30 protein-coding genes are annotated in these 26,787 nt (G+C 52.7%); 16 read left to right on the forward strand and 14 right to left on the reverse strand.

Features of this window, described 5'->3' with window-relative positions; all coding sequences use genetic code 11:
• Position 1: 1 nt before the first annotated feature.
• Complete coding sequence (locus QNH99_RS13765; RefSeq protein WP_256852502.1) at positions 2-946, reverse strand: transketolase family protein; 945 nt, start codon at positions 944-946, stop codon at positions 2-4.
• The gene (locus tag QNH99_RS13770) at positions 939-1,769 is read right to left on the reverse strand and encodes a transketolase (RefSeq protein WP_109716107.1); all 831 of its coding nucleotides are present in this window, start codon (positions 1,767-1,769) and stop codon (positions 939-941) included. Before QNH99_RS13770 ends, QNH99_RS13765 begins: the two co-directional genes overlap by 8 nt.
• Positions 1,770-2,068: 299 nt before the next feature.
• On the opposite strand from QNH99_RS13770, the gene QNH99_RS13775 reads away from it, so the two are divergent.
• Positions 2,069-3,016, forward strand: coding sequence for a sugar-binding transcriptional regulator (locus tag QNH99_RS13775; RefSeq protein ID WP_145394742.1), 948 nt, complete (start codon positions 2,069-2,071; stop codon positions 3,014-3,016).
• Positions 3,017-3,065: 49 nt separating this feature from the next.
• Here the strand turns inward: QNH99_RS13775 and emtA are convergent, their stop codons facing one another.
• The gene (emtA, locus tag QNH99_RS13780) at positions 3,066-3,698 is read right to left on the reverse strand and encodes a membrane-bound lytic murein transglycosylase EmtA (RefSeq protein WP_096012376.1); all 633 of its coding nucleotides are present in this window, start codon (positions 3,696-3,698) and stop codon (positions 3,066-3,068) included.
• Between the two features lie 155 nt (positions 3,699-3,853).
• Here emtA and ldcA point away from each other — a divergent pair, with 155 nt between their 5' ends.
• Together ldcA and QNH99_RS13790 are read left to right on the forward strand one after the other, a co-directional pair.
• Positions 3,854-4,777 carry a muramoyltetrapeptide carboxypeptidase gene (ldcA, locus tag QNH99_RS13785; protein WP_096012375.1) on the forward strand — a complete coding sequence of 308 codons (924 nt, stop codon included), beginning with the start codon at positions 3,854-3,856 and terminating at the stop codon, positions 4,775-4,777.
• 22 nt (positions 4,778-4,799) lie between these two features.
• Positions 4,800-5,459 carry an MBL fold metallo-hydrolase gene (locus QNH99_RS13790; RefSeq protein WP_256852501.1) on the forward strand — a complete coding sequence of 220 codons (660 nt, stop codon included), beginning with the start codon at positions 4,800-4,802 and terminating at the stop codon, positions 5,457-5,459.
• Here QNH99_RS13790 and QNH99_RS13795 read toward each other — a convergent pair whose 3' ends face one another.
• The 3 genes from QNH99_RS13795 to QNH99_RS13805 form a co-directional block, all read right to left on the reverse strand.
• A complete protein-coding gene (locus QNH99_RS13795; RefSeq protein WP_256852500.1) occupies positions 5,460-5,873 on the reverse strand; it encodes a GNAT family N-acetyltransferase in 414 nt (137 codons plus the stop codon).
• A gap of 22 nt (positions 5,874-5,895) precedes the next feature.
• Positions 5,896-6,279, reverse strand: a complete 384-nt coding sequence (locus QNH99_RS13800; protein WP_063879140.1) for a hypothetical protein — start codon at positions 6,277-6,279, stop codon at positions 5,896-5,898.
• Positions 6,280-6,465: 186 nt separating this feature from the next.
• On the reverse strand, positions 6,466-6,645 hold the full coding sequence (locus QNH99_RS13805; protein ID WP_063879139.1) for a hypothetical protein: 180 nt from the start codon (positions 6,643-6,645) through the stop codon (positions 6,466-6,468).
• 208 nt (positions 6,646-6,853) lie between these two features.
• Between QNH99_RS13805 and QNH99_RS13810 the strand changes: the two genes are divergently transcribed.
• The 3 genes from QNH99_RS13810 (at position 6,854) to QNH99_RS13820 (ending at position 8,291) form a co-directional block, all read left to right on the forward strand.
• Positions 6,854-7,183, forward strand: coding sequence for a hypothetical protein (locus tag QNH99_RS13810; protein ID WP_063879138.1), 330 nt, complete (start codon positions 6,854-6,856; stop codon positions 7,181-7,183).
• A gap of 65 nt (positions 7,184-7,248) precedes the next feature.
• Positions 7,249-7,815: a hypothetical protein gene (locus tag QNH99_RS13815; protein ID WP_096012371.1), complete on the forward strand. Its 567-nt coding sequence runs from the start codon at positions 7,249-7,251 to the stop codon at positions 7,813-7,815.
• Between the two features lie 227 nt (positions 7,816-8,042).
• A complete protein-coding gene (locus tag QNH99_RS13820) occupies positions 8,043-8,291 on the forward strand; it encodes a DUF883 family protein (protein ID WP_109716106.1) in 249 nt (82 codons plus the stop codon).
• Positions 8,292-8,327: 36 nt separating this feature from the next.
• On the opposite strand, the gene QNH99_RS13825 is transcribed toward QNH99_RS13820, so the two are convergent.
• The gene (locus tag QNH99_RS13825; RefSeq protein ID WP_410516822.1) at positions 8,328-9,611 is read right to left on the reverse strand and encodes an MFS transporter; all 1,284 of its coding nucleotides are present in this window, start codon (positions 9,609-9,611) and stop codon (positions 8,328-8,330) included.
• A gap of 98 nt (positions 9,612-9,709) precedes the next feature.
• On the opposite strand from QNH99_RS13825, the gene QNH99_RS13830 reads away from it, so the two are divergent.
• Positions 9,710-10,453 (forward strand): GntR family transcriptional regulator, encoded by a 744-nt coding sequence (locus QNH99_RS13830; RefSeq protein WP_096012368.1) that lies wholly within the window; start codon positions 9,710-9,712, stop codon positions 10,451-10,453.
• On the opposite strand, the gene QNH99_RS13835 is transcribed toward QNH99_RS13830, so the two are convergent.
• The 5 genes from QNH99_RS13835 to QNH99_RS13855 all read right to left on the reverse strand — a co-directional run bounded on the left by QNH99_RS13835 (position 10,440) and on the right by QNH99_RS13855 (position 15,784).
• A complete protein-coding gene (locus QNH99_RS13835; RefSeq protein ID WP_410516823.1) occupies positions 10,440-11,420 on the reverse strand; it encodes a PfkB family carbohydrate kinase in 981 nt (326 codons plus the stop codon). The two genes, QNH99_RS13830 and QNH99_RS13835, sit on opposite strands and share 14 nt — an antisense overlap.
• A complete protein-coding gene (locus QNH99_RS13840) occupies positions 11,413-12,429 on the reverse strand; it encodes an ADP-ribosylglycohydrolase family protein (protein WP_410516824.1) in 1,017 nt (338 codons plus the stop codon). Before QNH99_RS13840 ends, QNH99_RS13835 begins: the two co-directional genes overlap by 8 nt.
• A gap of 10 nt (positions 12,430-12,439) precedes the next feature.
• Positions 12,440-13,714: a nucleoside permease gene (locus tag QNH99_RS13845; RefSeq protein ID WP_063879131.1), complete on the reverse strand. Its 1,275-nt coding sequence runs from the start codon at positions 13,712-13,714 to the stop codon at positions 12,440-12,442.
• Between the two features lie 487 nt (positions 13,715-14,201).
• On the reverse strand, positions 14,202-15,407 hold the full coding sequence (locus QNH99_RS13850) for an FAD-dependent oxidoreductase (RefSeq protein ID WP_410516825.1): 1,206 nt from the start codon (positions 15,405-15,407) through the stop codon (positions 14,202-14,204).
• A gap of 113 nt (positions 15,408-15,520) precedes the next feature.
• Positions 15,521-15,784, reverse strand: coding sequence for a hypothetical protein (locus QNH99_RS13855; RefSeq protein ID WP_063879129.1), 264 nt, complete (start codon positions 15,782-15,784; stop codon positions 15,521-15,523).
• Between the two features lie 816 nt (positions 15,785-16,600).
• Between QNH99_RS13855 and QNH99_RS13860 the strand changes: the two genes are divergently transcribed.
• Genes QNH99_RS13860 through QNH99_RS13885 form a run of 6 tightly spaced genes read left to right on the forward strand, consistent with a single transcriptional unit; the run spans position 16,601 to position 23,151 of the window.
• Positions 16,601-17,215, forward strand: a complete 615-nt coding sequence (locus QNH99_RS13860; RefSeq protein WP_241536735.1) for a LuxR family transcriptional regulator — start codon at positions 16,601-16,603, stop codon at positions 17,213-17,215.
• 22 nt (positions 17,216-17,237) lie between these two features.
• On the forward strand, positions 17,238-17,777 hold the full coding sequence (locus tag QNH99_RS13865) for a fimbrial protein (protein ID WP_096012362.1): 540 nt from the start codon (positions 17,238-17,240) through the stop codon (positions 17,775-17,777).
• Positions 17,778-17,836: 59 nt separating this feature from the next.
• The gene (locus QNH99_RS13870; RefSeq protein WP_109716100.1) at positions 17,837-18,595 is read left to right on the forward strand and encodes a fimbria/pilus periplasmic chaperone; all 759 of its coding nucleotides are present in this window, start codon (positions 17,837-17,839) and stop codon (positions 18,593-18,595) included.
• Complete coding sequence (locus QNH99_RS13875) at positions 18,567-21,125, forward strand: fimbrial outer membrane usher protein (protein ID WP_410516826.1); 2,559 nt, start codon at positions 18,567-18,569, stop codon at positions 21,123-21,125. Before QNH99_RS13870 ends, QNH99_RS13875 begins: the two co-directional genes overlap by 29 nt.
• A gap of 3 nt (positions 21,126-21,128) precedes the next feature.
• Positions 21,129-22,460: a fimbrial usher protein StbD gene (gene stbD, locus QNH99_RS13880; protein WP_283350693.1), complete on the forward strand. Its 1,332-nt coding sequence runs from the start codon at positions 21,129-21,131 to the stop codon at positions 22,458-22,460.
• A complete protein-coding gene (locus tag QNH99_RS13885; RefSeq protein ID WP_109716098.1) occupies positions 22,426-23,151 on the forward strand; it encodes a fimbrial assembly chaperone in 726 nt (241 codons plus the stop codon). The genes stbD and QNH99_RS13885 overlap by 35 nt, the downstream gene beginning before the upstream one ends.
• 61 nt (positions 23,152-23,212) lie before the next feature.
• Here QNH99_RS13885 and QNH99_RS13890 read toward each other — a convergent pair whose 3' ends face one another.
• Positions 23,213-24,298 carry a glycosyltransferase family 9 protein gene (locus QNH99_RS13890; protein WP_410516827.1) on the reverse strand — a complete coding sequence of 362 codons (1,086 nt, stop codon included), beginning with the start codon at positions 24,296-24,298 and terminating at the stop codon, positions 23,213-23,215.
• 128 nt (positions 24,299-24,426) lie between these two features.
• On the opposite strand from QNH99_RS13890, the gene QNH99_RS13895 reads away from it, so the two are divergent.
• The 3 genes from QNH99_RS13895 (at position 24,427) to QNH99_RS13905 (ending at position 25,249) form a co-directional block, all read left to right on the forward strand.
• Positions 24,427-24,795 carry an RNase A-like domain-containing protein gene (locus QNH99_RS13895; protein WP_109716096.1) on the forward strand — a complete coding sequence of 123 codons (369 nt, stop codon included), beginning with the start codon at positions 24,427-24,429 and terminating at the stop codon, positions 24,793-24,795.
• A 92-nt stretch (positions 24,796-24,887) separates the two neighbouring features.
• Positions 24,888-24,965, forward strand: coding sequence for a hypothetical protein (locus QNH99_RS13900; protein ID WP_410517676.1), 78 nt, complete (start codon positions 24,888-24,890; stop codon positions 24,963-24,965).
• A 20-nt stretch (positions 24,966-24,985) separates the two neighbouring features.
• A complete protein-coding gene (locus QNH99_RS13905) occupies positions 24,986-25,249 on the forward strand; it encodes a contact-dependent growth inhibition system immunity protein (RefSeq protein WP_410516828.1) in 264 nt (87 codons plus the stop codon).
• Positions 25,250-25,465: 216 nt separating this feature from the next.
• On the opposite strand, the gene icd is transcribed toward QNH99_RS13905, so the two are convergent.
• Positions 25,466-26,716 carry an NADP-dependent isocitrate dehydrogenase gene (gene icd, locus QNH99_RS13910; protein WP_063879109.1) on the reverse strand — a complete coding sequence of 417 codons (1,251 nt, stop codon included), beginning with the start codon at positions 26,714-26,716 and terminating at the stop codon, positions 25,466-25,468.
• Positions 26,717-26,787: the final 71 nt, after the last annotated feature.

Raw genomic sequence — 26,787 nt, forward strand, 5'->3', positions numbered from 1 at the left:
GTCAGCCTCCTGTGCAGAGGCGCAACGCCTGGGCCGCTACGCTGCTGGCGTCAATGCCATGACAGGCTCGGGTTGAGGCGCGATCGCCGGCAATGGCGTACTCCCCATCGGCAATGCCCAGGCGCAGCAGCCTGACCGCTAAACCATTTTCAGCCAGTACCTCTGCAACCAGGCTGCCCACGCCGCCATTCACGTTATGCTCTTCAACCGTAATCACCGCACGGTAGTGGCTCAGCAGATCATGTAACTGCTGAGTATCACAGGGACGAATGGAAGGCACGGCGATCACCGCGGCAGAAACGCCCTGCGTTTTCAGTTGCTCTGCTGCGGTAACGGCTTCATGTACCGTCGAGCCCATGGCAACAAGGGCGATGTCATGGCCTTCGCGCAGCACATCGATCTTGCCGGGTTCAAAGCGGTAATCCTCATCGTGCAACTGCGGCAATGCTTTTCCATCCAGCCGGATGTAAACCGGCCCAACGTGATCAAGGGCATAGTCGATGATTTGGCGGCACTCCACCGGACAGGAAGGCGCGTAAATTTCAATATTGCCAAACCCGCGCAGGATGGCGATATCGTCAATGCTGTGGTGCGTGCTGGCAAGTGGGCCATAGCTGGTCCCTGCATTCAGCCCAAACAGCTTGACGTTGGTATTGTTATAACAGACGTCGATCTTCACCTGTTCGTTGGCGCGCGAGATCAGAAACGGCGCGGCGTTGCAGGTCACGGCAACTTTTCCGCCCAGCGCCAGACCGGCAGCCGTGCCCACCAGCGCCTGCTCGGCGATACCTACGTTGACTAACCGGCCGGGAAAGGCCTTGATGAACGGTGCAATTTTGGCCGTTGAGGTGGAGTCAGCCACCACAGGAACCACATCGATACCGCGTTCAACGGCCGCCATCAGTGCCTCTACCATCACCTCAGCCAGATGTTGTGCATTACTCATCGTTTAACTCCTCCAGTGCCCGGTCGATTTCTTCCCCCTTGGGCACCCGGTGGTGCCATTCAGCTTTGCCCTGAATAAAGGAGATGCCAAAACCTTTTTCCGTGTGCGCGATAATCACCTGCGGCTTGCCCTTTACCGCTGGCTGTTCCAGGGCGCTGACCACCGACGCCATGTCATTGCCGTTGCATTCACTGACCGCCAGGCCAAAGGCGCGCCATTTCTCTGCCAGCGGGTCGGTATTCATAATGTCACGTGTCGATCCCGCCAGCTGTAGCTTGTTTTTGTCGTTAATCACAATCAGGTTATCCAGCCCGTAATGGGCAGCGACCAGCGCGGCTTCCCAGTTACTGCCTTCTGCCAGCTCGCCGTCGCCGGTGACGACAAAAATACGCCGCCGACTGTTGCTCTTCTTCGCCGCCAGCGCAATGCCCACTGCCACGGGCAATCCATGTCCCAGCGCACCGGTGTTGAGCTCCACGCCGGGCGTTTTTTGCCGCACCGGATGCCCCGGTAAAGCCGAATTCGCCTGTTGATAGGTTGCCAGCCAGTCCAGTGGAAAATAACCGGCCTCCGCCAGCACGCAGTAATACCCGCCTACCGCGTGCCCTTTTGACTGAATGTAGATATCACGCTCGTCATCTTTCATACGGTCTGGTGCGCAGTTAAGGATGCGGAAGTAGAGCGCGGTCAGGATCTCCACCTGCGACAGGTCGGCCCCGGTATGGCCGCCTGCCGGGCTGCCGGCATTAAGCTGAATAATGCGACGGCGCACCGACCGCGCCCGTTTTTCAAGCTCATCTACTGAAAGCGTAAAAGGATTCATATCTCACCTTTTGAATTTTAAGTCGACACCGAATATATATTCATAATGGGCGCAAAACGCCCATCGCTGACAGCGAACACATGCACCGATCAGCGCGATCGGATCTGTCAGGTGAATATCCTTCCCCTTTATGAATATATATTCAATAATGATTTTATATTCATTACCACTATGCGCTTTGCGGTCAGTCACGTCTACGGATGAAGTGATAAAAAGCGAAAAGGATCACAAATTGCCGTGGATTGTGATTTTCACGCGAGTGGTTAACAATGACGGCCAGGACACGAGAGGAAACACTGATGGCGAAACAGGATGAACAGCGGCTCATGGTAAAAATTGCCACGCTTTACTATGTCGAAGGCAAGAAGCAGTCCGACATTGCACAGTTACTCAAGCTGTCTCAATCGTTTGTGTCGCGCATCCTGAACCGCAGCGTGAAAGAAGGCGTGGTTAAAATCAGCGTCGTTCCCCCTGCCAATGTCTTTCCGGAACTGGAAAAAGCCCTGGAGCAACGTTATCAACTGCCGCAGGCCATCGTGGTGGACGTGCCTGAACACGCCTCCGCCGGAGAGATCAAACAGGCGATTGGTTCGGCGGCGGCCCACTATCTGGAAACCCGGGTGCGCGCGGATGAGCTCATTGGCATCTCCTCATGGAGCGGCACCATTCGCTGTATGGTGGACGCCTTGCATCCCCTTAATACCTCATGTAAAGGCGTGATTCAGTTGCTGGGCGGCGTGGGTGCCAACGGAAACGTGCAGGCCACGATACTGACGCAAAACCTTGCTGCACTGCTGAATTGCCCGGCCTGGCTGCTGCCTTCTCAGTCGATTGAGCACTCAGTGACAGACCGCCAGCGGCTGGCCGCCAATGCGGACGTCGCCGAGGTGCTGAATAAATTTAATGAGGTGGATTTAGCCATTGTCGGGATTGGCGATCTTGAACCCTCTGCGCTGCTGCGTAATTCGGGTAACTATTACGATGCGACCATGTTACGTACCCTGGCCGGGCGCGGGGCAGTCGGCGATATTTGTCTCCACTACTTCGATGAGCAAGGTCAGCCTGTACTGGATGCCGATGAAGATCCGGTGATTGGTATGGAACTGGAACAGGTCCGACAGTGTGCGCAGGTTGTGGCGCTGGCGGGCGGTCAAGAGAAGGCGCAGGCGATTCGCGGGGCGCTGCGTGGCGGCTATGTGAATGTGCTTATCGTGGATTACCCTACCGCAAGGCTGCTGACAGCTTAACGGTTCTCTCCTCACCTGCCGGAAAGGAAGGTGAGGAGAGAACACGGGATCAGCTGTTTGCGCGGTAAGCCGTGGTGACTTTCCACAAGTAACGGGGTGCCTGGGCGGCAGGATGTTTATTTTGCACGTGCTGATAAAACTCGTCCGGCGTCATAGAATTAATCATGGCGATTGCCCGGTCACGATTGCTGGAGAAGGTGCGCAGTAAGGCACCGGCGCCGTTAGCATAGGAAACGATGGTGGCGTAACGCAGCGTGAGAGGATCGCGAATCCCTGAAAGCGCCGACTGCTGCAGAATTTTGATGTAGGCAGTACCAATATCAATATTTCTGGCCGGATCGCGCAGCTCTGCGTTGCTCGGCTGACCGTGACGGCCCTGGGTGCGGTACACTTCCCGGCCTGCGGTCGATGCTTTGATCTGCATTAATCCCACCGCATTGGAACGGCTGACCACACCGGGGTTTCCACCGGACTCCACATTAATAATGGCGCTGATCAGTTTTTCGTCCACACCATACTGGTTGGCGGCCGTTTCGGTAAAGAGTGACCAGGTTCCGCTGATGCGTGAAGGCGCGGCCTGAGTTAACGGCGTATTCTTCTCTTTAACGTAGGTATGCGGCGGTTCACTGGCACAGCCCGTCAGCAGCAAGGCTGAAATGACAAAGTAGCGAATTTTAAGCAATTTTTTATCTCGTCGCAGAAGTGGCGGAAGCTATCATACCGAGCCGGCAGAATTGCAAAATTACCGTTTATCCTAATTACAGCAGTCTGATGACATATTTGCGGTTTTTCGCCATTATCGTGATGTCTGTCACTGACTAATTTCAGGAATTTACTATGACGTCACGTTCTATTCGTCTTATTGCCCCTTCAGGCTATTGTCATAATCAGCCCGCTGCCCTGCTCGGGGTGGAACGCCTGCGTGCGGAAGGACATCGCGTCGACAATGACGCCGTTATCGCGCGTCGTTTTCAGCGCTTTGCCGGCACCGACGATGAGCGACTGGGCGATATTAATGAACTGGCTGATTTAGCGACCTTACCCGATATTGTGCTGGCGGTGCGCGGCGGCTATGGCGCGACTCGCCTGCTGCCGTCGGTGGACTATGCGGGCCTGAAGCGCCGTTTTGCGCATCAGCCGCTGGCGCTCTGTGGGCACAGCGATTTCACCGTACTCCAGTTAGCCCTGCTGCAACATGCTGGCGTCATCAGCTTCAGTGGACCGATGCTGGCGGGCAATTTTGGCGCTGAGGTTTTATCCGAATTTACGCTGCAGCACTTTTGGCATGCGCTGACATCACCTACAGTCAAGGTGGCCTGGCAGAGCACGACGCCCGATCAGGGTCGCTGGCAGGGGACGCTGTGGGGCGGGAATCTGGCGATGATCAGCTCGTTGATTGGCACACCGTGGATGCCGCAGATTGAGAACGGCATTCTGGTAATTGAAGATGTTAACGAGCATCCGTTCCGCATTGAACGCATGCTGCTTCAGTTACATCAGTGCGGCATTCTGGCCCGGCAGCAGGCGATTATTACCGGCAGTTTCACCAGCACCGCCCTGTCTGAGTACGACAACGGATTTGATTTTTCCACGGTCTGGCAGCGCATTCGTGACATTAGCGGTCTGCCGGTCATCAGCGATCTGGACTTCGGTCACGGTCCGGATACCGTCACGTTACCTTTGGGTGCCACGGCAACGTTGCAGGTGAATCAGGGTCAGGTGGCATTACAGGCAAGCGGACATCCCGTATTGCACACATAGCTGAAGTTGCAGGAGATCGACATTGAAGCCGCTGTATGACGATTTGTGGATCTCAACGCCGGAATTCCCGGAAGAAGATACCGAAGACATAATGATGCATGGTTTTTTACTGCGTCATCCGCGCGGCAATTTACTGATTGGCCGGGTTGAAAACCCGCTGGATCATGAGGTACTGGCCGATGATAACGGTGTGATCCGGCATTATCTGACCCACTGGCACGAATCCGCGCCCGGCGCGGCGCGCATTCAGCAGCGCTTTAACAGCGCGCTCTATTGTCACAGCCGCTCACTGGGGCAGATTAGCCGTTTTGTGGAGCCGGACGACACCTTTACTCAGCAGGAAACCCATTTCGGTGATTTTCATCTGTTGCCGACGCCTGGTCATACGCCGGGCAGTTGCAGCTACCTTTACCATTCACCTGTTGGTCTGACCTACTTATTTGTTGGCGATACGCTGACGCGTCATCATGACCGCTGGGTCACTGTGCTGGTGCCCGAGAGTAATCCTGCCGAATTAGCCGCTTCGCTGGAGCTTTACCGCACCCTGCGACCGGATGTGGTGCTGATGAGCACCACACGCGGTCACCTGTCCTGGCAGAAAGTGACCCTGCCCGGCTGGCTGGCTGCTATCGATGAAGCAGAGTTGCAACCGCTGGATCTACGCCAGCAGGTGCTGCTGTAATTACAGGACTTTGGTCAGATAGTGACGCTGATGATGACGGATATACTGGTCGAGCGTTAAACGGACGCCGTAACCCAACTTTTCATAAAACGGCCGCGCCTGAAAACTGCCGGTATCCACCTGGGCAAAACGGCATCCTCGCTGGCGCGCTTCCTGCTCGGCCGCCAACACCAGACGGCTGCCGGTGCCCTGCCCACGAAGCGTATGACTGACCCAGAGTAAATCGATACGTAGCCAGTTACCGGTCGTGGTACCGGTCAGTCCTGCCAGCTTCTTTCCCTGCGGATCGTAGATAAACAGCCCCAGCGGTTGAATTAACGCCGCATCATAAAACTTGCTGTTATGGGCATTCAGGCCCAGCCGGAGTTCATCCAGATCTTTACTGGTCACTTTGTCAGTAACGGTAATCTGCATTCGCCTTCCTTATCGCGGCGGATCAAGAGTCGTTACGCTGCCTGTCGTCATAACGTTCCAGGCTCAGGGCGTCCACATCACGCATCGCGCTGCGGCTGCATGGCACCAGCTTGTCGCTGTCATGGTAAACGAAGAAGGTGTCGAGGTTGCTTTTGTTGACGATAAGCTGGTCGCCATTGCGAAAGCGCGTAATGGCAACATTATCGCCCCCATTAATACGGGTGTGCAGCTGTCCCGCCGCAATCTGGAAATGCTGTTGAGGCCAGGAAAGGGTACTCAGGCCATATTCCGCCCGTGAAATGGTCATGGTGGGTCGTCCGGGACAATGAAGCTGGAATTCGCTTTCGCTCCACGCTGACGCGCTGTAACAGGCCAACAGGCACAGGGCAAGACGGGCTGCTTTCATCTGATTCCTCCGCTGAATAGGTGATTCCACACTGTCAGAGGAGTTTACCACAGACAAAGCCAGGCGAAGAAAGAGCGGAAAGATTACCGCTGTGGGTCGGGCATAGCGGAGGGCTATGCGTTCAGATGCGCTTTGAACAACGAAAAACGGAACCGGCGGCAGGGTAGCTGTCAGGCCACCAATGCCCTATTCTGCCGCAACTTCAGCCGCGACCAGCATCAACGCCAGACCGGCCTCTTCGCTGTCGAAGCTGCTCATGACGTCGCGAATGTCAGATGCACAGGCAATCACCTGCTGCCTTTTTTCTGCATCCAGTGCTTCGATGGCGTGGCGAATAATCATCAGGCTGGCTTCTTCTTCTTTCATCATTTATCCCTGAATTTGCTTAAGCGATACGCAAAGATGGCAAGAATAACGTTTATTCGACCTCAAAGTCATCTTTTGCATTTCTGTTGCTTAACGATTGAACAAAGCGCAAATCAGCCTGTGTAGCAGAACTGCTATGATCATGTTATTTGTGGCGTTACACGATAGAATCGTTCACCGCTTTCATGGACTCGGGCAGGAACAGGATATGTTGCGATCGCTGGTTTTCATTTTTATGGCACTGCTCACGGGCTGCTCATCGTCGCCGAAAGGCGTGGACTGTCCGGGCGAAGTCAGCACCCTTTACGGGCAGTCGCTGGGCCAGACCCAGGGCACTATTTTCGATCTGGTGACATCCTTTCGCGTCAGTCGTGACGGCGCCAGCGTGCAGAGCGGCCCGCTGCAGTCGCAGGATCGCTTTCAGTACATTCCTTCCGCCGTGACGCGCGAAGGTTACTACGCGCAACGTCTGTCGGATAAACAGTTCCGGTTGATCAATCCTTATCAGGACACCCTGATCACCTGGACCTGCCCGTAAAGGGGTGATTCCTGTCACGGGATGATATAGTGTCAGGAAACGTCAAGCGACAGGTCATCCTTCACATGGAAAAGCGTCTGGATAACAACGGCTATATCGATTTCCCCTTCCCTGCGACCCGCAATGAAGACGGCACCCTGAACCCGTGCGGCATCGATTTAACGCTGGAGACGGAACGCCTGGAAGAAATTCTTGTGCTTCGCCATTCTGCTAACCTGCAGCGCCTGGTCGAAGAGGTGAATCTTCAGGACGGGTTATTTATGACGCTGGCCTGCGACTGGCAGCAGCAGGAAAACGCCGTGTGCGGTTTTATCGATGTTGCCTTTCGTCCCGAATTGCCTGGCCATCCCCATGATGAGGCGCTGCAGCTGGAAGCCGCGTTTTATGCCTACCTGAAAGAACAGGCGCAACAGCATGCGCTGGCAGAGGATGCTCTGGTTAACTATGCCCGATCCGTGCTTGACTGGGGCTGGTCACCGCTGCAGCAACGCCAGCGCCGCTACGAAAAAATCACCATTCAGTATTACTGCCCGCAGTCTGATGATGCGGAATGGTGCTTTGACCATCTCCGTCACTTTCTGGTGAGCTGGTATCCCAAACACATCGCGTCCCCCCATCGTCTCGTGGAATGAAACAGCTGGTAATGATTTTTCTCCTCCCCGATTCGCGCGGCGTTGGTCATCGCGCTTTCCCGCTTCATGCCCCTGCCTGAGCGCCTTGTGGGGTAAAAAAGGCCCCTTGCGACCGGTGTTTTCATCTGGCCATCGCGCACTCAGCAGAAGATTAATGCACCCTGGAGCAGCACGACGGCAAAGGTTTGCTACGCTTTAAGTGACTGTGATAACCAAGGAGATGAAGCATGTCAGGAAAAATTGAAGATGCAGCAAAAGAAGTCGCCGGTGCCGCAGAGCAACAATGGGGTGAGTTTACCGACTCCCCGCGTCATCGTGCCCGTGGTGCAGCTCGCCGCTACACCAACCAGGCATCCTACGCCGCTCGTGATGCCGCTGATTGCATCAAAGATCAGGTACAGTCTAACCCGTTTGCGGGTCTGGCCGTGGCCGCCGGTGTTGGCGTGGTGCTTGGCTTCCTGCTGAGCCGCAAATAAGTATCAAAAACGGGAGCGCTTGCTCCCGTTTTACCCTCACGCCAGATCCCGCAGATGATCGTCTTTATTCAACGTCATCAGTGCCGGTATAGAGACCAGCGCGGTCGCCATCATATACCACGCCGGAATATCCAGATTTCCCGTCTGCTTAATCAACCCGGTAATAATCAGCCCGGCACAGCCTGAAAAAACGGCATTCGACAGTGAATACGCCAGCCCCAGTCCGGTATAACGCACCCGCGTAGTAAACATTTCAGCCAGCATCGCCGGTCCCGGCCCTGCCAGCAAGCCCACCACACCGCCAGCCATAAATACCACCAGCGCTTTGCTGTATAGCGTGGCCGTTTCCGCCTGCAGCACCTTCAGCAGCGGCATCGCCAATACCAGTAACAGCACACTGGCCACCACCATCACCCGACGTCGCCCCACTCTGTCACTCAGCATGCCCGCCGGAATAATGGTGAACGCAAATCCCAGATTAGAGATCACGGCAATCAGCAACGCCTGATGCTGCCCGGTGTGCAGCGCGGACTGCAGATAGGTTGGCATAATTACCAGGCAGGTATAACCCGCCGCTGACCACAGCATCACGCGCGCAATCGCCAGCAGAATGCTTTTTAATGTTTGTCCCCGGTCCGCGTGAATGACCTGCTGCTGTTGCTGCCGCACAAAGCCCGGTGTTTCGTCCATGGCCAGCCGCAACCAGAGCGCAACCATTCCCAGCGGCAACGCCACGATAAAGGGAATCCGCCAGCCCCAGGCCAGCATGGCTGGCGGACTGAGCGTATACGACAGCAGCGCCACCAGCCCGATCCCTGCCAGCAGGCCGAGTGCGACGGTCAGCGACTGCCATGCGCCATACAGGCCGCGCTTGCCGCGCGGCGCAAACTCGGTCATCAGAGACACCGCGCCGCCGTATTCGCCCCCGGCAAAAAGCCCCTGCAGGATGCGCAGCCCGGTCAGCATCAGCGGTGCCGCAATGCCCACCGAGGCATAGGTGGGCACGAGGCCGATGGCCGTGGTCGCCAGCGTCATCAATACCAGCACCATAATCAGCGTGGGTTTACGACCGATACGATCGCCAATTCGACCAAACACCAGCGCACCCAGTGGCCGAAAGAAAAACGCAACCGCAAATGAGGCCCAGGTCAGAATCAGCCCGCTCAGCGCCGACTCGCCCTGTAGCTGAAAAAAGTTCTGGGCAATCAGCGTGGCGAGAAAGCCATAAATGGCGAACTCATACCATTCAATAAAGTTGCCCACCGAACCCGCAACCAGTGCGCGTCGGTGTTGCTTTACCTGGGGTGAAGCGGTTTCCATTTGACTCTCCTCACGTTGCCGCCTGCAAAACCAGTACGGTGATAAGAGAGATAGTATAGAATTCCAGCAGATAAGGTTATGTATCCCAGACGAGAATAATGACATCACAACATCACGCCCTTTTCAGCCACCTGAGCCGCGTGCTCAGCGCCGAGAGCAATACTCCGCTCTATAAACGTTTTACGCAGGTCATTAAAGATGCCGTGCGCGACGGATTGCTGCGTAATGAAGAGGTGCTGCCCAGCGAACGCGACTTTTCTCAACAACTGGGTATTTCACGCATCACGGTGCGTAAGGCGATGGATGCGCTTGCTCAGGAAGGGATCGTTCACCGCTCGCGTGGCTATGGCACGCAGATTTGTAGCGCACTGGAATACTCGCTGAAAGAGCCACAAGGGTTTTCACAACAGGTGGTCTTGCGCGGTAAAAAGCCCGACACGGAATGGCTGCAAAAGCATCGCATTCGCTGTGAACATGCGATCGCACAAAAGTTGCAGTTGCCGCCGGGCAGCGAGGTGTATTTGCTGAAGCGCCTGCGTTATGTCGATCAGCAGGCTGTGTCGGTGGAAACCTCCTGGGTGCCGTGCGAATTAATCAACGATGCCAGCGACATCGGCATTTCGCTGTACGACTACTTTCGCCGCCACCAGATTCAGCCGGTAAAAACGCAAAGCCGCGTCAGCGCGCAGATGCCGGATGCTGAATTACAGCGCCTGATTGCCCTGCCCGAGCTGATCCCGGTGCTGGTGATTAAGCAGTTGGCGCTGGATGCACATGAGCGCCCACTGGAATACAGCATCAGCTACTGCCGCAGTGATATGTACGTGTTTATTGCCGAGTAAGGCACTGCTGCCAGTGGCGGATCAGGGCTGCCCGATCGGGGGCGGTATCGCCGCCACGCTGCGACACCACAAAGGATGCGACCGCGTTGCCCAGCGCCACGGCGTTTTCAAGTGGCCAGTCAGATGCCAGCGCGGCCAGTAAGCCCGCGCTATGGCTGTCGCCGGCACCGATGGAATCGACCACCGTTGTTTTGAATACCGCTCGCCAGCCATGCTGTCCGTGATAGCTGAACCCGGCACCTTCACTGTCCAGCCGCACCACCAGCGGGCTGGAAAAATAGTCAGACCACCGGGCGATCAGCGCCTGCGCACTAAAACGCTCAGATATCGCTAAACGCTGGTGCCAGACGTGTTCCGCTTCCTGTCGGTTAAGAGTAATCACGGGCTGCAGCGCCATCAACCGCTGCCAGTGATGTTGGCTGATATGCGGCAGACGCGGGCCAAAATCGATCAGCAGTCGTTGCCTGTTCGCCACTTCCTCCAGCCACGGCACCAGGATTTCTGCATTTTTACCGCTGAGTTGATAACCCGACACATACAGCCAGCCGTCCCTTTGCAGGGGGACAGACGCCAGCATCGCCTCATCCCACTGGTTTTCCACCCCGGCCATCGACAGAAACGTCCGCTCACCGTCGGGTTCGACCAGCGCCAGGCACCAGCCGTTGTCGCCCTTACGGGTTTCCGTGACGCTCGTCAGGCCACAGGACGCCAGTTTTTTCCGCACCTGATCGGCCCAGATGCCCTGGCCCAGCGGTAACGCGTTTACGGCATCCAGCCCCAGCCGGTGCAGGGCCAGCGCCACGTTCAGCGCGCAGCCACCCACGCTCAGGCTTTGCTGCTGAAGCTCGCTGTCACCGCCGCGCTGAGGAAGCTGTTCGGTGCGCGCGATGACATCCACGACGGCCGCGCCCAGTACACAGATTGCGGCCTTATTATGTAATGTCGCTACGCTGCGCGGATCAAGCATATGCCGCCTCCCGCTTCTGGCGAAAAGCAGTAAACGCACGGCTGTACGCTTCAAAGTCCAGTTGATTGACGCTGTCCAGCTGCTGCCTCAACGCGGGATCGATAGCGTCGATACCGTTAAGCGCGCCACAGATGGCAACGGCCATTGCACCAATGGTGTCCGTATCTCCGCCAAGGTTCGCGCAAAGAATGGCACAGCGATTGGGATCGGTCTTTGCCAGCTCGACCATGGCAATGGCGGCGGGCACCGACTCGATGGTGCTGGTGCCCGTTCCCACCAGCGCATAGATTTGATCCATAGTGGATTCAATACCGCGTCCCTGCTCAACCACCGAAAACGCCAGTTCCAGACGCGCGGCCATCGACGCACTAAAGGTGGTTATCTGTCGTTCCTGCGCCGCCCGGGCAACTGCGGGCAGTGCGTCACGTATTTGCCCCCAGCCTGCGCCCTCCACGGCACGTGAAACAGCCCAGGCAATCACGGTCGCCCCGGCAATCGCCACATCGGCCTTGTGCGTTGGGCTGGATGCCAGCGCGACCGCATCAATAAAACCCGCTAAATCACGCGCGGGCAACAGGCAGCCCAGCGGAGAAATACGCATGGCCGCACCATTCGTCAGGCCGTTATTTTCCAGCGTGCTAATCGGCTGACCGGCCTGTAAGGCACGCAGGGCAATTTTTGAGGTTGGCCCCAATACATTTTTATTAAAAGCATCAAACCCTTCCGCCCAGCGCAGGATATTCATCCCAATCGTTTCAGCGACGATCTCGCCATCGTGGCTGATGATGGCATCTGCCAGCGCCAGCGCCATGGAGGTATCGTCGGTGAATTCGGCGCGGCCAAAATAGCAGGCTGCGTTGTTCTCCGCCGGGCCGGGCAAAAAGCGATCTATCCAGCCAAAGTGCTGTTTCACGCGGCTACGCGGCCACAGCTCTGACGGCATGCCCATGGCATCGCCAAGTGCCTGACCATAAAACGCGCCGGTAATCCGTTGTTGTGGGGTAATCATTTTTTCTTCCTTATTTTTGGCTTTCCGTCACGGCGGCAGGCTCCACCACGTTGAGCTCATCGCTGCGCTTTTTGGCATCGCGGAACAGCAGAATAAACGCCACGGTGATTAAGACGATCATCACGCAACCAAACAGCCACATCCCTGCCCAGTTGAACGTCAGGCCGTTGCGCGGCTGACTATAGGCAAACATCTCCTGCATCAGGTAACCGCCCAGACGATAGCCCAGCAGGCTGCCTATCCCCTGACAGGCCAGGGTAATTAATCCCTGCGCTGCATTACGCATGCTGACCGGGGATTTTTTATCGACGTAGATGTAGGCGGTAATAAAGTAGAAGTCATAGCTGACACCGTGCAGCAGGATGCCCATAAATAACAGGCCATAGGTGAGCAGGTTCTGGTCGCTGCCGAAGACAAAAAACAGATAGCGCAACGCGGCCGTTACCAGGCCCAGCAGCAGCACGTTTCCGATCCCAAAGCGTTTGATAAAAAACGGCAGCGCCAGTAAAAACAGAATTTCGGACATCTGCCCCAGCGTCATCCAGCCGGTGGCATGGGCCAGGCCGACCTCGGTCAGATACCCTTCCGCAAAGATGTAATAAAATGCCAGCGGCATGCTGAACAGGAAGGAACAGACAAAAAAGACGAGGAAGCTGCGATCTTTCAGCAGATGCAGGGCATCCAGTCCCAACGCCGTTCGCAGACTAAACTTGCCCGTGCTTTTAGGCTGGGTGGCGGGCAACATAAAGGCGAACAGGCCTAACAATAGTGAGCTGGCGGCGGTGATCAGCAAAGGAATATTACTGGCGGAGATATCGCCAAAGCCCAGTAGTGACGGCAGAAAACCACAGACGATACCGGATGCGATCCAGCCGAGCGTACCCAGTACGCGGATGCGTGGATAATCGCGCTCGACATCTGCCACGTGTGAAAACGCAATACTGTTAGTGAGCGCAATGGTGGGCATATAGGTCAGCGCATAAAGCAGCAACAGGGGAAAGAAACCACTGAAGTGCGTTTGCTGCGCCGCGAAATACATCAGCCCTGCACCCACGATCATCAGCACGCCCAGCACCTTCTGCGCCTGAAAGAAACGGTCTGCCAGGGAACCCACCAGAATCGGTGACAGGATGGCGGCAAGGGAGGTACAGGCATAGCACCACGCAATTTCGACGGGCGTGAAACCATTTTTGCTGAGAAAGGCCCAGAGCGGGACAAACCACGCGCCCCAGATAAACCATTCCACAAACATCATAAATGACAGGCTGGCCGTTTTCGTTTTCATTATAGTGTGTTCCCTGGTGTTGGTAAGGCCAATCTAACACCACGTACATAACCTTTATAATACCTTTAGCTGAAATTTTGAGCTACATCGCACTATCTTTCCTGCCGTTGGCGACCTTATACGCTGTTAAAGACGCCCTCTGGGTGAGGCGAAACATGACGGCTGATTCCGTCAACGGGCTTTGTTGCATCAGGACGCAAGCGGCGCGCGGGCCAAAGCGGTTATCCGTGAGTATGGTGCGATCAGCAGTATAAACGCTAAAACGATGGGGGATGAGTGGTAAGCAGTAGGCTGTGGGCTGTGGGCTGTGGGTTGTAGGTTGTAGGTTGTGGGTGACAGTAAGCCGTAAACAGTGAACCTTAAACATAAAGCCCAGCCCGCGCCTGGGTTCAGGCTGATGGCGGGACTTGTCAGGCTCCAGGGAAACACCGGGTGCGGTAAAGCGCCGTCATCCACGACAGCGCCGCATCCCAGAATCAACACACCTTCAGTTGTGAAATCTGCGTGGCTTTTCCATACGGAATCCCATCCCGATGAGTCGGCCAAAAATAAAGCGCAGAAAGGGATACTTACGGATGATGTCAGGCATTTTACTTTTGCCCTCACTGCCCGGTTTCTTTTTACTGCTCATTTTGATTTGCAGGAACTGCGTTGCAACGGTGGGAAACTGGCGACGCTTCTGCACTTTTTCCAGATCCCTTAACGTGATCTTTCCCTTTAACAACGGCAGGGTCAGCAGGTTCGCCGTGGCAACGGCATCCTGGATAGCAAGATTAACGCCAACGCCACCAATCGGAGACATGGCATGAGCCGCATCACCAATACAGAGCACGCCCGGCTTCGCCCACTGGTTGAGCCTGTCGATCCGGATAGACAGCAGTTTGAATTGATCCCAGTTGTCAATTTCCGCCAGGCGCGCAGGACGAAAGGGAGACACGCTGGCAATCTTGTGTTTCATCGCCTCAAGCTCCTCGGCCTGGAGCGCATCAAACTGCCCTTTCTCGATGGTCAGCCCGCACTGCCAGTAATCGCCCCTGTCGATGACGATAAAGTTGTTGCGCGGCCCGGTATGGCCCATGCCTGACTGGGGATCGTCAGACTTTTTGTCCAGACGAAACCACACCACATCACGCGGCGAGCCAAAATGCTGACTCACCAGGCCGGCCTGGGCACGTACGTTAGAGTTACGACCGTCAGCACCAATCACCAGACGGGTACGGATCTCAACCGGCTGGCCTGCCTGTGACGCGACAACACCGCTTACCTCACCCTCTTCTGTTAGCAGCTGCTTTAAGGTCGTGGATTTCAACAGGGTAAAGCCGGGAAACTGTGCGCTGCGTTCCGCCATGAAATTCAGGAAATCCCACTGTGGCATGAATGCGATAAAACGACACTGGAGCGGCAGACGCGAAAAATCGGCCATCGTCACCTCCTGGCCGCCCATTTCCGCCTGCAGCTTTTCTGCGCGCTGGTGAGGCAGTTTCAGCAGGTCATCCAGCAGACCCAGATGGTGCATCACCTCAAGGGTGGAAGGGTGAATAGTGTCACCACGGAAGTCGCGGAGAAAGTCGGCATGCTTCTCGATCACCACAACCTGCAAACCGGCACGCGCCAGTAAATAACCCAGCATCAGACCGGCCGGGCCGCCGCCGACAATACAGCAGTCAGACATAATGTGTTCAGTAGATGACATGGCTTACCCCTTAAAATGTACGTTGTCAGTGTAGGCCAGCACGGATGATTTAAGTACCGAGGGAGTACAGGGATATTGCACAGGTCGCTGCCAGAAACCGCGCGCTGACGCTGTCAGCCGGGGTGATCTTCTTTTATTTCAACCAGCACCAGCGGGCATTTTCTGACCTTACAGGCGTGATGGTATGCCATGGAGCACACCGAACAATAGTCGGCAGAATCGGACTGGTATTCATACTCCTGAAAATAGCGGAAGCCGCCGCTGTCCGCGTCGGCGCGTGCGCTGTAAAACGCGTGATCAGCAAGCTGCTCATCCAGTTGCATGAACGTCAGTGCTGAAGGGTTGTGGTAACCCACTTTAATGCGATATGTCGTCATACCTCCATGATTACCCTGATGGAACCGGGTAGCAAATTGTTATCATTGTTGATTGTGATAGACAGCGGTTATCAGAACAGCCCTTATCAGAGGCAGATGCACAACTATAACATTTTAGCTGAGCAATTATCACAATAGTTACGAAGCTGCTGGGTAAGTGCGTCTTATTATGTTATTCCCTCGTTTGACCTCCATCAAAATTGATAACTTATTGCTGTTAACCTGAAAAAAATGGCGTTTAGCTCTTACATTTAGCGATCAAATGACATCTCGATAAATGACAACATTGTCAAAAAGATTAAATAAATTTCATTGAATTGTAAGTGAACACACAAAGATCAAATCGCGTTGACTATCTCGTGCATCATTGCGTAAAAATTAAGCAAGCAACATATTGCTATCATATTTAAAATACACCATTAATATTATGATCATAATTCATCTTTAGCCTCACAGGAATTAACAACACATTAACGCCACCTGTTATTGATATGTTGTTCTTACAAAAATTTAATCAATGGACCGTTTTTATCTTAAAGTGCGATAATTTTATTGATCGCATCCTTAATATTAATAGAAAAATCCTGGGGAGGATGAAATTATCTGAATTTATAAAAAGTATACTGTCTTTTTAAGTTCACAATAAATGGCACTGTTGTGGGATAAATTTCATTTTTGCGTTAAAAATAAATGAAACATAACACTTTAGGATTATTCCATGTCCATTGCGCCATGCAATCGCCCAACGCATTGAATTAGAAGGTTTAATAATGCTATGTTTATCTCACCTTCCTTAACGAGCAGCAAAACAAGCTTATGAGAAGGATTACGAGAGAAAGTATATATTGCTTTAGTTGTCGCTACCGATGTGAATTAGCCAATGAGCTAACAGAAGAAATTAAACGGTGCCCGATACAAAAAGTGGTTATTTGGCCAGCGCGGAACTACTACTTAATTAATGGCATTCTTTCCGTCGTTTCTGGTCGATATGAAAGCTTATTTACAAAAGGTTGTATATTTGTGGATTTTTCAACACACAACATACGCTTTTTTACCAGTCATAACTGGCTGGATTATTTGAAATCGCAGAGTTTAATTATCATCCTGGTTTGCGACCGCAGACTGGCATCCTTAGCTGCTTTCTGGAAAAAACAGGATAAAAGTATTAATACGGTCATTTACCCAGGAACAGCCATCGTCGATATTAAAAAATCAATTAACGCATGTTACTACGGTTTAAAAGGAGGTGAAAAAAAAGGGATTAATCCGTTAACCACTGATGAGGTTAAGTTTCTTGATCTGGTCAATCACGGATTTTCTCTGAGTGAAATATCAAAAAAAATGGAGCTTAGCGTTAAAAAAATTTACTGCATCAAAGATTCGGTTCGTAGGAAGACGGGAAGCAGCCTGAATCAGTTGTTCTCCAGTTAAAAATGTAAAAGGAAAATACCTCATGTTAAAAACCAAAGCTATGGCCTTATCCCTGTTAATCAGTGCGACGCTGGTATCAGGACAAGCATTCGCGAATTCTGATAACACCATTAACTTTCAGGGTGAAGTGAGCGATGAAACTTGCTCAGTCAACGTGAATGGTAATAACAGTGCACCGCTGGTGTTGATGCCGACAGTGGGCGTGAACGAACTGGATGCAAGCGGAAAAGTCGCGGGCAAAACGGACTTCTCCGTCGCTATCAGTGGCTGTACCGGCTCGACTAATTCAACGCGTGTATCCACCGTATTTATTGGTAACAACGTGAGCGACACCGGCAATCTGAAAAACAGTGGTAATGCTGAAAACGTCGAAATTCAGTTACTGGACCCCACCGGTGCAGAGATTAATTTAACCAGTACCTATATCGGTGATGGTGATTTAACCCTGAGCTCCGGCGAAACCGAAAAATCGGCTACCTATGCCGCGCAGTATCTGGCGACCGACGTAGCAACGGCGGGTACCGTTAGTGCTTCACTTCAATATGCGGTGACTTACCAGTAATACTGATCCGGTGCACGTCAGTTGTCTGGCGTGCACCATAAACTATTGAGAACTGATTTATGTTTATTCGCAGACTGTTATTGGCGTTGACGCTCTCGCTAGCAGTAACCCCCGCATTAACATTGCCCTTTTACGCAAACGCCAGCGTGACGATTATGGGCAGCCGTATTATTTACCCTGGGCAGGCGCGTTCTGTGGATGTGCAATTTAAAAATAACGATGCCATTCCCTATGTTATTCAGAGCTGGTTTGATAACGGTGACGAAAACTCACAGCCAGAAAATCGCGTAAATACGCCTTTTATCATTACACCGCCGGTATTCCGCATTCAGCCGAAGGCAGGTCAGATCGCGAAGGTTATGGTGAATAACACCGTTGCACAGCCTCAGGATCGTGAATCTGTTTACTGGTTTAATACCCTGCAAATTCCGCCATCAAATATAAATCAGGATAAGACACAGAATGTCATGTTGGTGGTATTGCGTAATCGCATGAAGGTTTTTTATCGCCCTGAGCGTATTGGCGCACCAAAAAATATCCTGAAAGGCATAACAGTCACTCCCCTGTATCAGGCGAATAAAGGCAATGGGATTGAAATTGACAACCCACAACCCTGGCATGCTTCCCTGGTGGATGTTGTTTTAAAAGTGGGGAATCACGCCTTTAAAAGTGAGGCCGATATGGTCTCGCCCTTTGCAAAGCAAACCTATTGGTTTAACAACAGCAAACGTTTGCAGGGTGCAGGCGTAGTTTCAGTCTCGGCAGTTAACGATCAGGGAGCTAAAATCAGTGAAAACTTTACGGTTGACGTTAATTAGCCCGAAACTTATTGCTTTTACCGTCTCGGCCTGTTTTTCGTGTTATGCCTGCAGTGAAGATTATTATTTCGACGCCTCACTGTTTAAAGGGGCGACATTTGGGAAAAACATTGAACAATTCAACCAAAATGCAATTCCTGAAGGAAGTTATCTTGTTGATATTTACCTCAACGATAAAATAATTAAATCCGGCGTCAAAATTAACTTCAAAAAATTAAGTGACGAGGGAGAGGTGGAACCTTGCCTGCCGGAAGAGATCATCAGGTTAATGCAGTTAAAAAACCAGCGGGTTGAACAAACGACAGCCCACTGTCAGCCATTATCAGACTGGACGGAAGCAGGCAGCTGGCGTTTCGACCAGGCTTCACTTCGTTTGCAGTATATGTTCCCCCTTGCCAGCCTGAACCGGGCTCCCCGTGGCTATATCCCCGTTTCTGAATGGGATGAAGGCATTACGGCGTTATTTCTGCGTCACAACACTAACTTCACCTGGTCGGAAAACCGATCGTCTGATTATCGTTATCAATATTTGTGGAGCGGCATTACCGCAGGCACGAATCTGGACAAGTGGCAGTTTCGTCATCAGGGCAATATGCGCTATCTGCGCAACAGTCATAGCGGAAGCCGTTATCAGTATAATCAGGTGAGAAGCTGGGTGCAGCGTCCTGTGGAGAGCATAAACAGTCAGCTCTCATTAGGTGACAATTATACCAACAACTCGCTGTTCGGCAGTCTCGCCTTTAACGGCATTAAACTCGCCTCAGAAGAACGGATGTGGCCGCAGGGTAAACGGGGCTATGCGCCGGAAGTCCATGGTGTAGCCACCTCTGATGCCCGCGTTGTCGTTCGGCAGCTCAACAATGTGATTTACGAAACCAGCGTTCCCCCCGGCCCCTTTGTTATTGATGACTTATATAACACCAGCGGTCAGGGCGATCTTGACGTTGAGATTATTGAAGCCAACGGCAAGCGGTCCACTTTTACAGTGCCCTACTCGTCCGTGCCGGACTCTGTTCGTCCAGGAAACTGGAAATACGCGCTGGCGCTGGGGCGAGTGCGACAATATTACAGCGTGGAAAACACGTTTTTTGAGGGGGTTTTACAGCGCGGCATCAGTAACCGTTTTACGGCAACGATCGGCTCGCGGCTGGCGAAGGACTACCAGGCCTGGCTGGCGGGCGGCGTATGGGGTTCACCGATGGGCGCCGTGGGGATGAACACCATTTTTTCACAGGCGCGCGTTGAGCAAAATAAAAACACCTCGGGCTGGCGCGCGGAGTTGAGTTACAGCAAAACGTTTGAAACTGGCACTAATCTGGTGTTGGCGGCCTACCGTTATTCCACCAGCGGCTTCCGCGATCTGCAGGACGTGTTGGGCGTCAGAAGGCAGAATGATACCGGCATCAGCTACTACTCCGATTCGATGAATCAGCGCAATCGGTTATCCGCCACCCTGAGCCAGTCATTTGATAACCTCGGCATGATCAGCCTGAGTGGCAGCACGGCTGACTACTATAACAACAAGTCACGCATCACCCAGTTACAGCTCGGTTATAACAATAGCTGGAAAAAGATCAGCTACGGTTTCAATGTTGCGCGTCAGCGCACCACATGGAATACGACGCGCGCCGAGCTAAATGTCTTCGATCAGCCAGATGACAGCCGCCAGCAGCGTTACACAGAAAATACCTTTTCATTTACGGTTTCGATGCCTCTCACCTGGCACAACACCGCTTCTGTTTCCTATCACTACAACCAGTCGAAGCAGACACAAAGCTCATCACTCTCCCTGTCGGGCTCAGCAGGTGACAACCGCGATATCGCCTATTCCCTTTATGGCGGTAGCGAGCACTACCGCAATGGCAACAGTGGACATGCACTGAACGTCGGTGGAAATGTTCAGCAAAATACCCGACTTGGGGCGTTCCGTGCCAATTACGGCCAGGGCGAAAGCTATCGCCAGGCTGGACTGGGTGCTTCCGGCAGCCTGGTTCTTCACCGGGGAGGCATCACACTTGGCCCTTACAGCAGTGATACTTTCGCCCTGGTGCAGGCCGATGGCGCACAGGGCGCACGTGTGCGTAATGGTCAGGGCGCCGTTATCGATCGCTTCGGCTATGCCATTCTGCCCTCCCTGAGCGCGTACCGCGAAAACAACATTAGCCTGGACACGCTGGATATGAACGCCGATGCCGAGCTAAGCGGAGGGAGTCATCGGGTTGTGCCTTACGCTGGCGCGGTGGTGCAGGTGAACTTCGCCACGATCAAAGGCAAAGCAGTCTTGATCTCGCTCACCAGTAATGAGGGGGAAACGCCACCTATGGGCGCGGAAGTCCGTGATGCGGATAACACCGTCATCGGCGTTGTTGGCCAGGGCGGCCAGCTGTACGCACGCGTACCTCATGACTCCGGCACGCTCAAAGTCATCTGGGATAACGACGGTCAACAAACCTGCCTGGTGAATTATCAAATTACCGGAAAGCACAACGATCACATGATCCATCTTCCCGGCCTGTGTAATAAGGAGTAACGCGTGTTTCTGAGAATAACGCTTTTGTTGATCGCCACCGGACTGATTCCGCTTCCTTTACTGGCAAACTGTACGGTCGTATCCAGTCAGAGTCAGCTTTCTACGGCGGCTAAAAATGCTGGCTATACCGCGAAGTTATGGACCGGTGCCTGTGATGAATGCACGGGGAAACTGCCGTTACCGGCAATAATTAATATCAATACAGGTAGCCTGTTTCAGCCGGCAGGCACATTACTGGCCAGTGCGGTGGGTGATCCCGTCAACACGCCCATGCGGGATGCTTTTACGCCGAATCAGATTCTGTTCCGCTGCGATGCGGGCGATGTAGATAAACTCTATGAAATGTATTCCACCAATGGCGATTGGGATACAGCGGGCAAATATGCCACGAATGAAGTTGAAGGCGCTTATTATGATAAAGCCAAAAACGTGGCGGTCAGAATGACCAACCTCTCTACGGGGGAATATTACAGTCGCTACTGGAAAGCACGACAGCTTAATGCCAGCGACTGGTATTCTGACGGGGATAAAATCTATATTCCTGCCAGCGCGTTCAGCCGCGTGCTGTACGAAATGTTTAAAATTGATGGAACTGAACGTTTCATGAATAGTGAGGCGTATTATCCTGATAAGAACAACCAACCTCGTGGCTATATCGCGTTTAAAGGTCCCGGACTGGCCAGCGATGATCTGAAACCCGGTGACGACCATAGCACTAAGTATAGTGGATGGCATTTTAACTGGCCTGTTGGCTGGAGCTCCTTCAATACGGTCACCTACGTTCGCGGCGCTGCCTGCGAGGTGCAGGATTATCCTGCTGTAGTATCTCTGTCGGTGATCAGTGTAGGTGCTCTGGCTGATGGTGGCAGTAGTCAGGCGCCTTTTTCTGTCAATTTGCGCTGTGAGGCCGGGGCGATCTCCAGTATCAACAACTCCACCATAACATCAGCCAACGTCGCGATGGGGTTTCTGGTAAACCAGCCCCGGGCCGTTACGATGGCCAACACACTCGGCCTGACCACCAGCAGCGGCGGATTAACCTGGCTGCTCGACACAAACTATGGTGATGACAATGACAGCGCCGCCTCGGGCGTGGGGATAAAAATTTATAACAGCGCTGGTGCCGCACTCAACCTGTTACCGGATATGACCAGCACCGGCACAGGCAATGCACGCGGGTGGTATGCCTACAAAGACCTGACCACGCTTGCGTCATCAGACAACGGCGAGATCTACAGCGGCGATTTTACTGCCTCTCTTGAGGCTATTCCGGGACAAGTTATCACTTCAGGAACCGTTAATGCACAGTTACAAGTGGTGGTCAGCTTTCAGTAGCAGCCTGTTTTTCCTCACGGCGATGCTGTCAGCCCAGGCAACGGCCGTTGTGAACATTGATAAAACACGTATTGTTTTCAACGCTAATGAAATGGCGCAGTCCATTAACCTGGTCAATAGCGAGAGCAGCCCTGCCGTTTTGCAAATCTGGACGGACGATGGCGACATTCATGCTTCGCCGGATAAGAGTAAAACACCGGTCATGGCCATACCGCCGGTATTGAAAATGCTGCCTGGCGAATTACGCTCACTTAAGCTGATGCTGACCTCGCGGGCGAAACTAAAAGCGGGTAAAGAGACGTTGTACTGGTTGAATATTTACCAGATACCCGCGCTCAAAAAATCGGATAACCCGGGCGAGCAAAAAGTGATTCTGCCGCTGCGTCTGCGCCTGAAAGTGTTTATACGGCCGACAGGGCTTGGTGCGCCTCAACCGGAAGATGCACAAAAGCTACGCTTTACCCGACAAAGCCAGCAAATCATGATTTCTAATCCAACGCCCTGGTATATGAGCCTGAACGTCAAAGTAGAAAAAGAGGTGCTGAGAGATATTATGGTAGAACCACAGTCTTATGTTGCGGTACCAGTCACCACACCGCTTAATCCTGGGGCAAACGTGGAATATGAAGTGATTGATGACAGCGGTAATGCGGTGAGCTATACCGCAGTAACCGGCAGCCCGACGGGGTGAGCAGACTGAGAGTGAAAGATTACAGGCGGCAGTACCGCCTGTGTTAAGACGTTAATCCCTGTCAACGCTGAGCAAGATTACGCTCAACGGCCTCATATACCTCATTGCAGCTTATCGCACGTAATCCTGCCTGCTCTTCTGCGGGGCGCAAAACCTGATGGAGATGCGGATCTTGCAAAGGAGCCGCACCATCGATGGTGCTCTGGTTACTGAACAAGGCCACCGTCGGTGTTTGCACCGCCACGGCCAGATGCAAAGGACCCGTGTCTCCCACCACTAACGTCGCAAAACCGGAGATTTTTTCAGCCAGCTGGATCAGGTTGGTGGTACCCGCGACGTTGATGACGCGATCGCTGGATATCCCCATACCATCAATGATCCGTTGATTCAGCGCCTTTTCTCCCGGTGCCCCGATGAGTTCAATAATGAGATCGTCATGCAGGGCTATTAATTTCTCAATAAGCTGCGAATAGAAGGCTTCTGGCCAGCACCGTTCGGAACTGGACGCGCCAGCATGAATGCCAATAACCGGGACGGTATTCTGTTGACGTTTGAAGGGCGCAGGAATAAACATGGCGTCCGATGGCACATCAATACCGACCGCGATGAGCATGTCTTTTTTCTGACGAATGAGATGAATGTTGCCGTTCTTTCTGTTGTCATAAAATGCAGATAAACAGCCGGCCAGAATAAAGTTTTCTTTGCCCTGGTAATCCGCATAGTAAACGTCTTTGAATATGTATTTTGAACGTGCCAGTGAGGCGGTGACAATGTCGTAAGGCGTGCGGGAGTGCAGGATAAACGTAGCATCCACCTGCTCGTTTCTTAAGGCCCGGGCCAGCGGCAACATGCCGGGAAATTTTCCATCCCAGTACAGGACCTTATCGATCATTTCACTTTCTGCCACCAGGGCATGATTTCGCGGCTGAATAACCAGTATGATTCTGGCATCAGGCCAGCGTTTTTTAATCGCACCAATGGCTGGCGTGTTAAACAAAAAGTCGCCAAGCGCCGTATTCGAAATAATAGCGATATTTTTCAGGTCATCCTGTTCAGAAAAACGGTCAATTTTTTTGACGCGATAACCTGTCACCTGCCACAACGAAAGGAATAATCTGGCGGCTAGTTGTTTTGCAATTTTACTCATAGTAGTCCTGACTGACGCCTCATTATCCTTACTGTTTGTCACTGGAAAACCCGTTTATCACGCCGTTAAGGCGGTAACAACACGGGGGGTTTTCGTGGTCACAGGCGAAAACTAAGGGCGCAGTATATATGATAAATCGCCAGGGACGAAGCCACCCCGTCGGTGCCAGAAACCGGCCTGCTATCATCAACCGGCATGTCGATGTGGGTGTCCCTGCCGCATTTGGTTTCGCTATTGGCGCGGCCCGCGTGGTTTATGTCCGTGCCGGAACGTTTAAATTGACAGCGCACGAGGCAATCAACGGCATCAAAGCCGGTGACCACACAATCGCAAAACACGTTGCCATTCCAGACAATGAATTATTAGCCCGTCCTGCACGTAGCCCGCAAATACAGTCAGTATCATCTTATTACTCAGTTGAGCTTGCTGAAAAAGCGATAAACTCGGCTTTGAAAGCGAACAGAGTTAAAATCATCAACTGGGCGAACTGGGCGTAAAATCCCGACCCACTTGAGCTCATTTTCAAAAGTAAAACGGCAATGGTCAGGGTTTCAGAAAAGGCAGCACGATCACAGAAACATGCTTAAGTGTGAGGGTTGTTTTGCTTAACAAATTTTATAACGGGAAGCCATATAATGTTCTCACGTCTTATCCGAGGATGGGGTGAAGATAAGATGACGTACCGTCATGCGCGAGATTTTAACCGTCTGTTTCAGTTGTTATCACGACGAATTTGGCAACTCTTTCGATGAAATAGTCTCCTACTATTTTGACACCAACGTCCTTTCAAGGGCAGATGCCCGCCATGAAATCGGTTCTTTATTACGTATTTCTGACGATGAAGAACTGAAAACAACGTTAGAGCAATTAGCCGGCGATCATTTTCGTCCGGAACCATGGGGCGAAACATGGCGCAGTTTGCTGGAAAAATTGCTCAGACACTTCGATTGACCTGTCTCCCGCCGCCCCGCGCCCACTAACCTGACAGTAAGAGAACAGGTATTACTAACTGACCGTTGTCGTTAATCCTGCGGGATTTCAGTCAAAAAAGACTTAACGTTGAAGGGTGGTAGCGTAGTTTTGATAAATAATTTTGATAAACGCCAGAGCGCTCATAAAAAAACGGGAACCAACAGGCTCCCGCTCTTATTCAGTCCATAGACTAAATTACATATTCGCGATAATCGCGTCACCAAACTCTGAACATTTCAGCAGTTTAGCGCCATCCATCAGACGTTCGAAGTCATAGGTCACGGTCTTGGCAGCGATTGCGCCTTCCATGCCTTTAACAATCAGGTCTGCGGCTTCGAACCATTCCATATGACGCAGCATCATTTCCGCTGACAGGATTACGGAACCTGGGTTCACTTTATCCTGACCGGCATACTTAGGTGCTGTACCGTGGGTCGCTTCGAACAGCGCGCATTCGTCACCGATGTTTGCGCCAGGTGCAATACCGATACCGCCAACCTGCGCCGCCAGGGCGTCGGAAATGTAGTCACCGTTCAGGTTCATACAGGCAATAACGTCGTATTCAGCCGGACGCAGCAGGATTTGCTGCAGGAAGGCATCAGCGATCACGTCTTTAACAACGATCTCTTTACCGGTGTTTGGATTTTTGAACTTCATCCATGGGCCACCGTCGATCAGCTCACCGCCGAACTCTTCTTTCACTAACTGGTAACCCCAGTCTTTGAATGAGCCTTCGGTGAACTTCATGATGTTGCCTTTGTGAACCAGAGTCAGTGAATCACGATCGTTGGTGATGGTGTATTCCACTGCCGCACGCACCAGGCGCTTGGTCCCCTCTTCCGAACATGGCTTAACGCCAATGCCGCAGTTCTGTGGGAAGCGAATTTTCTTCACGCCCATTTCTTCGCGCAGGAATTTGATCACTTTGTCCGCTTCAGCCGTGCCCGCTTTCCACTCGATACCTGCATAGATATCTTCGGAGTTTTCGCGGAAGATCACCATATCGGTATCTTCAGGACGTTTAACCGGGCTTGGTGTGCCGGTGTAGTAACGAACCGGGCGCAGACAAACGTACAGATCAAGTTCCTGACGCAGCGCAACGTTCAGAGAACGGATGCCGCCGCCCACTGGCGTTGTCAGTGGACCTTTGATCGCTACGCGGTATTCTTTGATTAAATCGAGGGTTTCTTGCGGCAGCCAGACATCCTGACCGTAAAGCTCAACCGATTTCTCACCGGTATAAATCTCCATCCAGGAGATTTTACGCTCGCCGTTGTAGGCTTTTTTCACAGCGGCATCAACCACTTTCAGCATCACTGGTGAAACATCAACACCGATACCATCCCCTTCGATGTAAGGGATAACCGGGTTATTTGGAACATCCAGTTTACCTTGATTCAGGGTGATTTTCTGACCTTCCGCCGGAACAACTACTTTGCTTTCCATTAACCTCTCCTTCGAGCGATTTTTTGTTAATGATTTGTAAGATGCGCGTCAATACTACTTGAATATTGACG

It is taken from the genome of Pantoea allii (assembly GCF_046529425.1).
Lineage (GTDB): Bacteria > Pseudomonadota > Gammaproteobacteria > Enterobacterales > Enterobacteriaceae > Pantoea > Pantoea allii.

Coding starts and splice junctions, on each gene's coding strand:
- QNH99_RS13765 (WP_256852502.1), bottom strand. CDS start 946: ATGAGTAATGCACAACATCTGGCTGAGGTGATGGTAGAGGCACTGATG.
- QNH99_RS13770 (WP_109716107.1), bottom strand. CDS start 1,769: ATGAATCCTTTTACGCTTTCAGTAGATGAGCTTGAAAAACGGGCGCGG.
- QNH99_RS13775 (WP_145394742.1), top strand. CDS start 2,069: ATGGCGAAACAGGATGAACAGCGGCTCATGGTAAAAATTGCCACGCTT.
- ldcA (WP_096012375.1), top strand. CDS start 3,854: ATGACGTCACGTTCTATTCGTCTTATTGCCCCTTCAGGCTATTGTCAT.
- QNH99_RS13795 (WP_256852500.1), bottom strand. CDS start 5,873: ATGCAGATTACCGTTACTGACAAAGTGACCAGTAAAGATCTGGATGAA.
- QNH99_RS13800 (WP_063879140.1), bottom strand. CDS start 6,279: ATGAAAGCAGCCCGTCTTGCCCTGTGCCTGTTGGCCTGTTACAGCGCG.
- QNH99_RS13805 (WP_063879139.1), bottom strand. CDS start 6,645: ATGAAAGAAGAAGAAGCCAGCCTGATGATTATTCGCCACGCCATCGAA.
- QNH99_RS13810 (WP_063879138.1), top strand. CDS start 6,854: ATGTTGCGATCGCTGGTTTTCATTTTTATGGCACTGCTCACGGGCTGC.
- QNH99_RS13815 (WP_096012371.1), top strand. CDS start 7,249: ATGGAAAAGCGTCTGGATAACAACGGCTATATCGATTTCCCCTTCCCT.
- QNH99_RS13820 (WP_109716106.1), top strand. CDS start 8,043: ATGTCAGGAAAAATTGAAGATGCAGCAAAAGAAGTCGCCGGTGCCGCA.
- QNH99_RS13825 (WP_410516822.1), bottom strand. CDS start 9,611: ATGGAAACCGCTTCACCCCAGGTAAAGCAACACCGACGCGCACTGGTT.
- QNH99_RS13830 (WP_096012368.1), top strand. CDS start 9,710: ATGACATCACAACATCACGCCCTTTTCAGCCACCTGAGCCGCGTGCTC.
- QNH99_RS13835 (WP_410516823.1), bottom strand. CDS start 11,420: ATGCTTGATCCGCGCAGCGTAGCGACATTACATAATAAGGCCGCAATC.
- QNH99_RS13840 (WP_410516824.1), bottom strand. CDS start 12,429: ATGATTACCCCACAACAACGGATTACCGGCGCGTTTTATGGTCAGGCA.
- QNH99_RS13845 (WP_063879131.1), bottom strand. CDS start 13,714: ATGAAAACGAAAACGGCCAGCCTGTCATTTATGATGTTTGTGGAATGG.
- QNH99_RS13850 (WP_410516825.1), bottom strand. CDS start 15,407: ATGTCATCTACTGAACACATTATGTCTGACTGCTGTATTGTCGGCGGC.
- QNH99_RS13855 (WP_063879129.1), bottom strand. CDS start 15,784: ATGACGACATATCGCATTAAAGTGGGTTACCACAACCCTTCAGCACTG.
- QNH99_RS13860 (WP_241536735.1), top strand. CDS start 16,601: ATGAGAAGGATTACGAGAGAAAGTATATATTGCTTTAGTTGTCGCTAC.
- QNH99_RS13865 (WP_096012362.1), top strand. CDS start 17,238: ATGTTAAAAACCAAAGCTATGGCCTTATCCCTGTTAATCAGTGCGACG.
- QNH99_RS13870 (WP_109716100.1), top strand. CDS start 17,837: ATGTTTATTCGCAGACTGTTATTGGCGTTGACGCTCTCGCTAGCAGTA.
- QNH99_RS13885 (WP_109716098.1), top strand. CDS start 22,426: ATGCACAGTTACAAGTGGTGGTCAGCTTTCAGTAGCAGCCTGTTTTTC.
- QNH99_RS13890 (WP_410516827.1), bottom strand. CDS start 24,298: ATGAGTAAAATTGCAAAACAACTAGCCGCCAGATTATTCCTTTCGTTG.
- QNH99_RS13895 (WP_109716096.1), top strand. CDS start 24,427: ATGATAAATCGCCAGGGACGAAGCCACCCCGTCGGTGCCAGAAACCGG.
- QNH99_RS13905 (WP_410516828.1), top strand. CDS start 24,986: ATGCGCGAGATTTTAACCGTCTGTTTCAGTTGTTATCACGACGAATTT.
- icd (WP_063879109.1), bottom strand. CDS start 26,716: ATGGAAAGCAAAGTAGTTGTTCCGGCGGAAGGTCAGAAAATCACCCTG.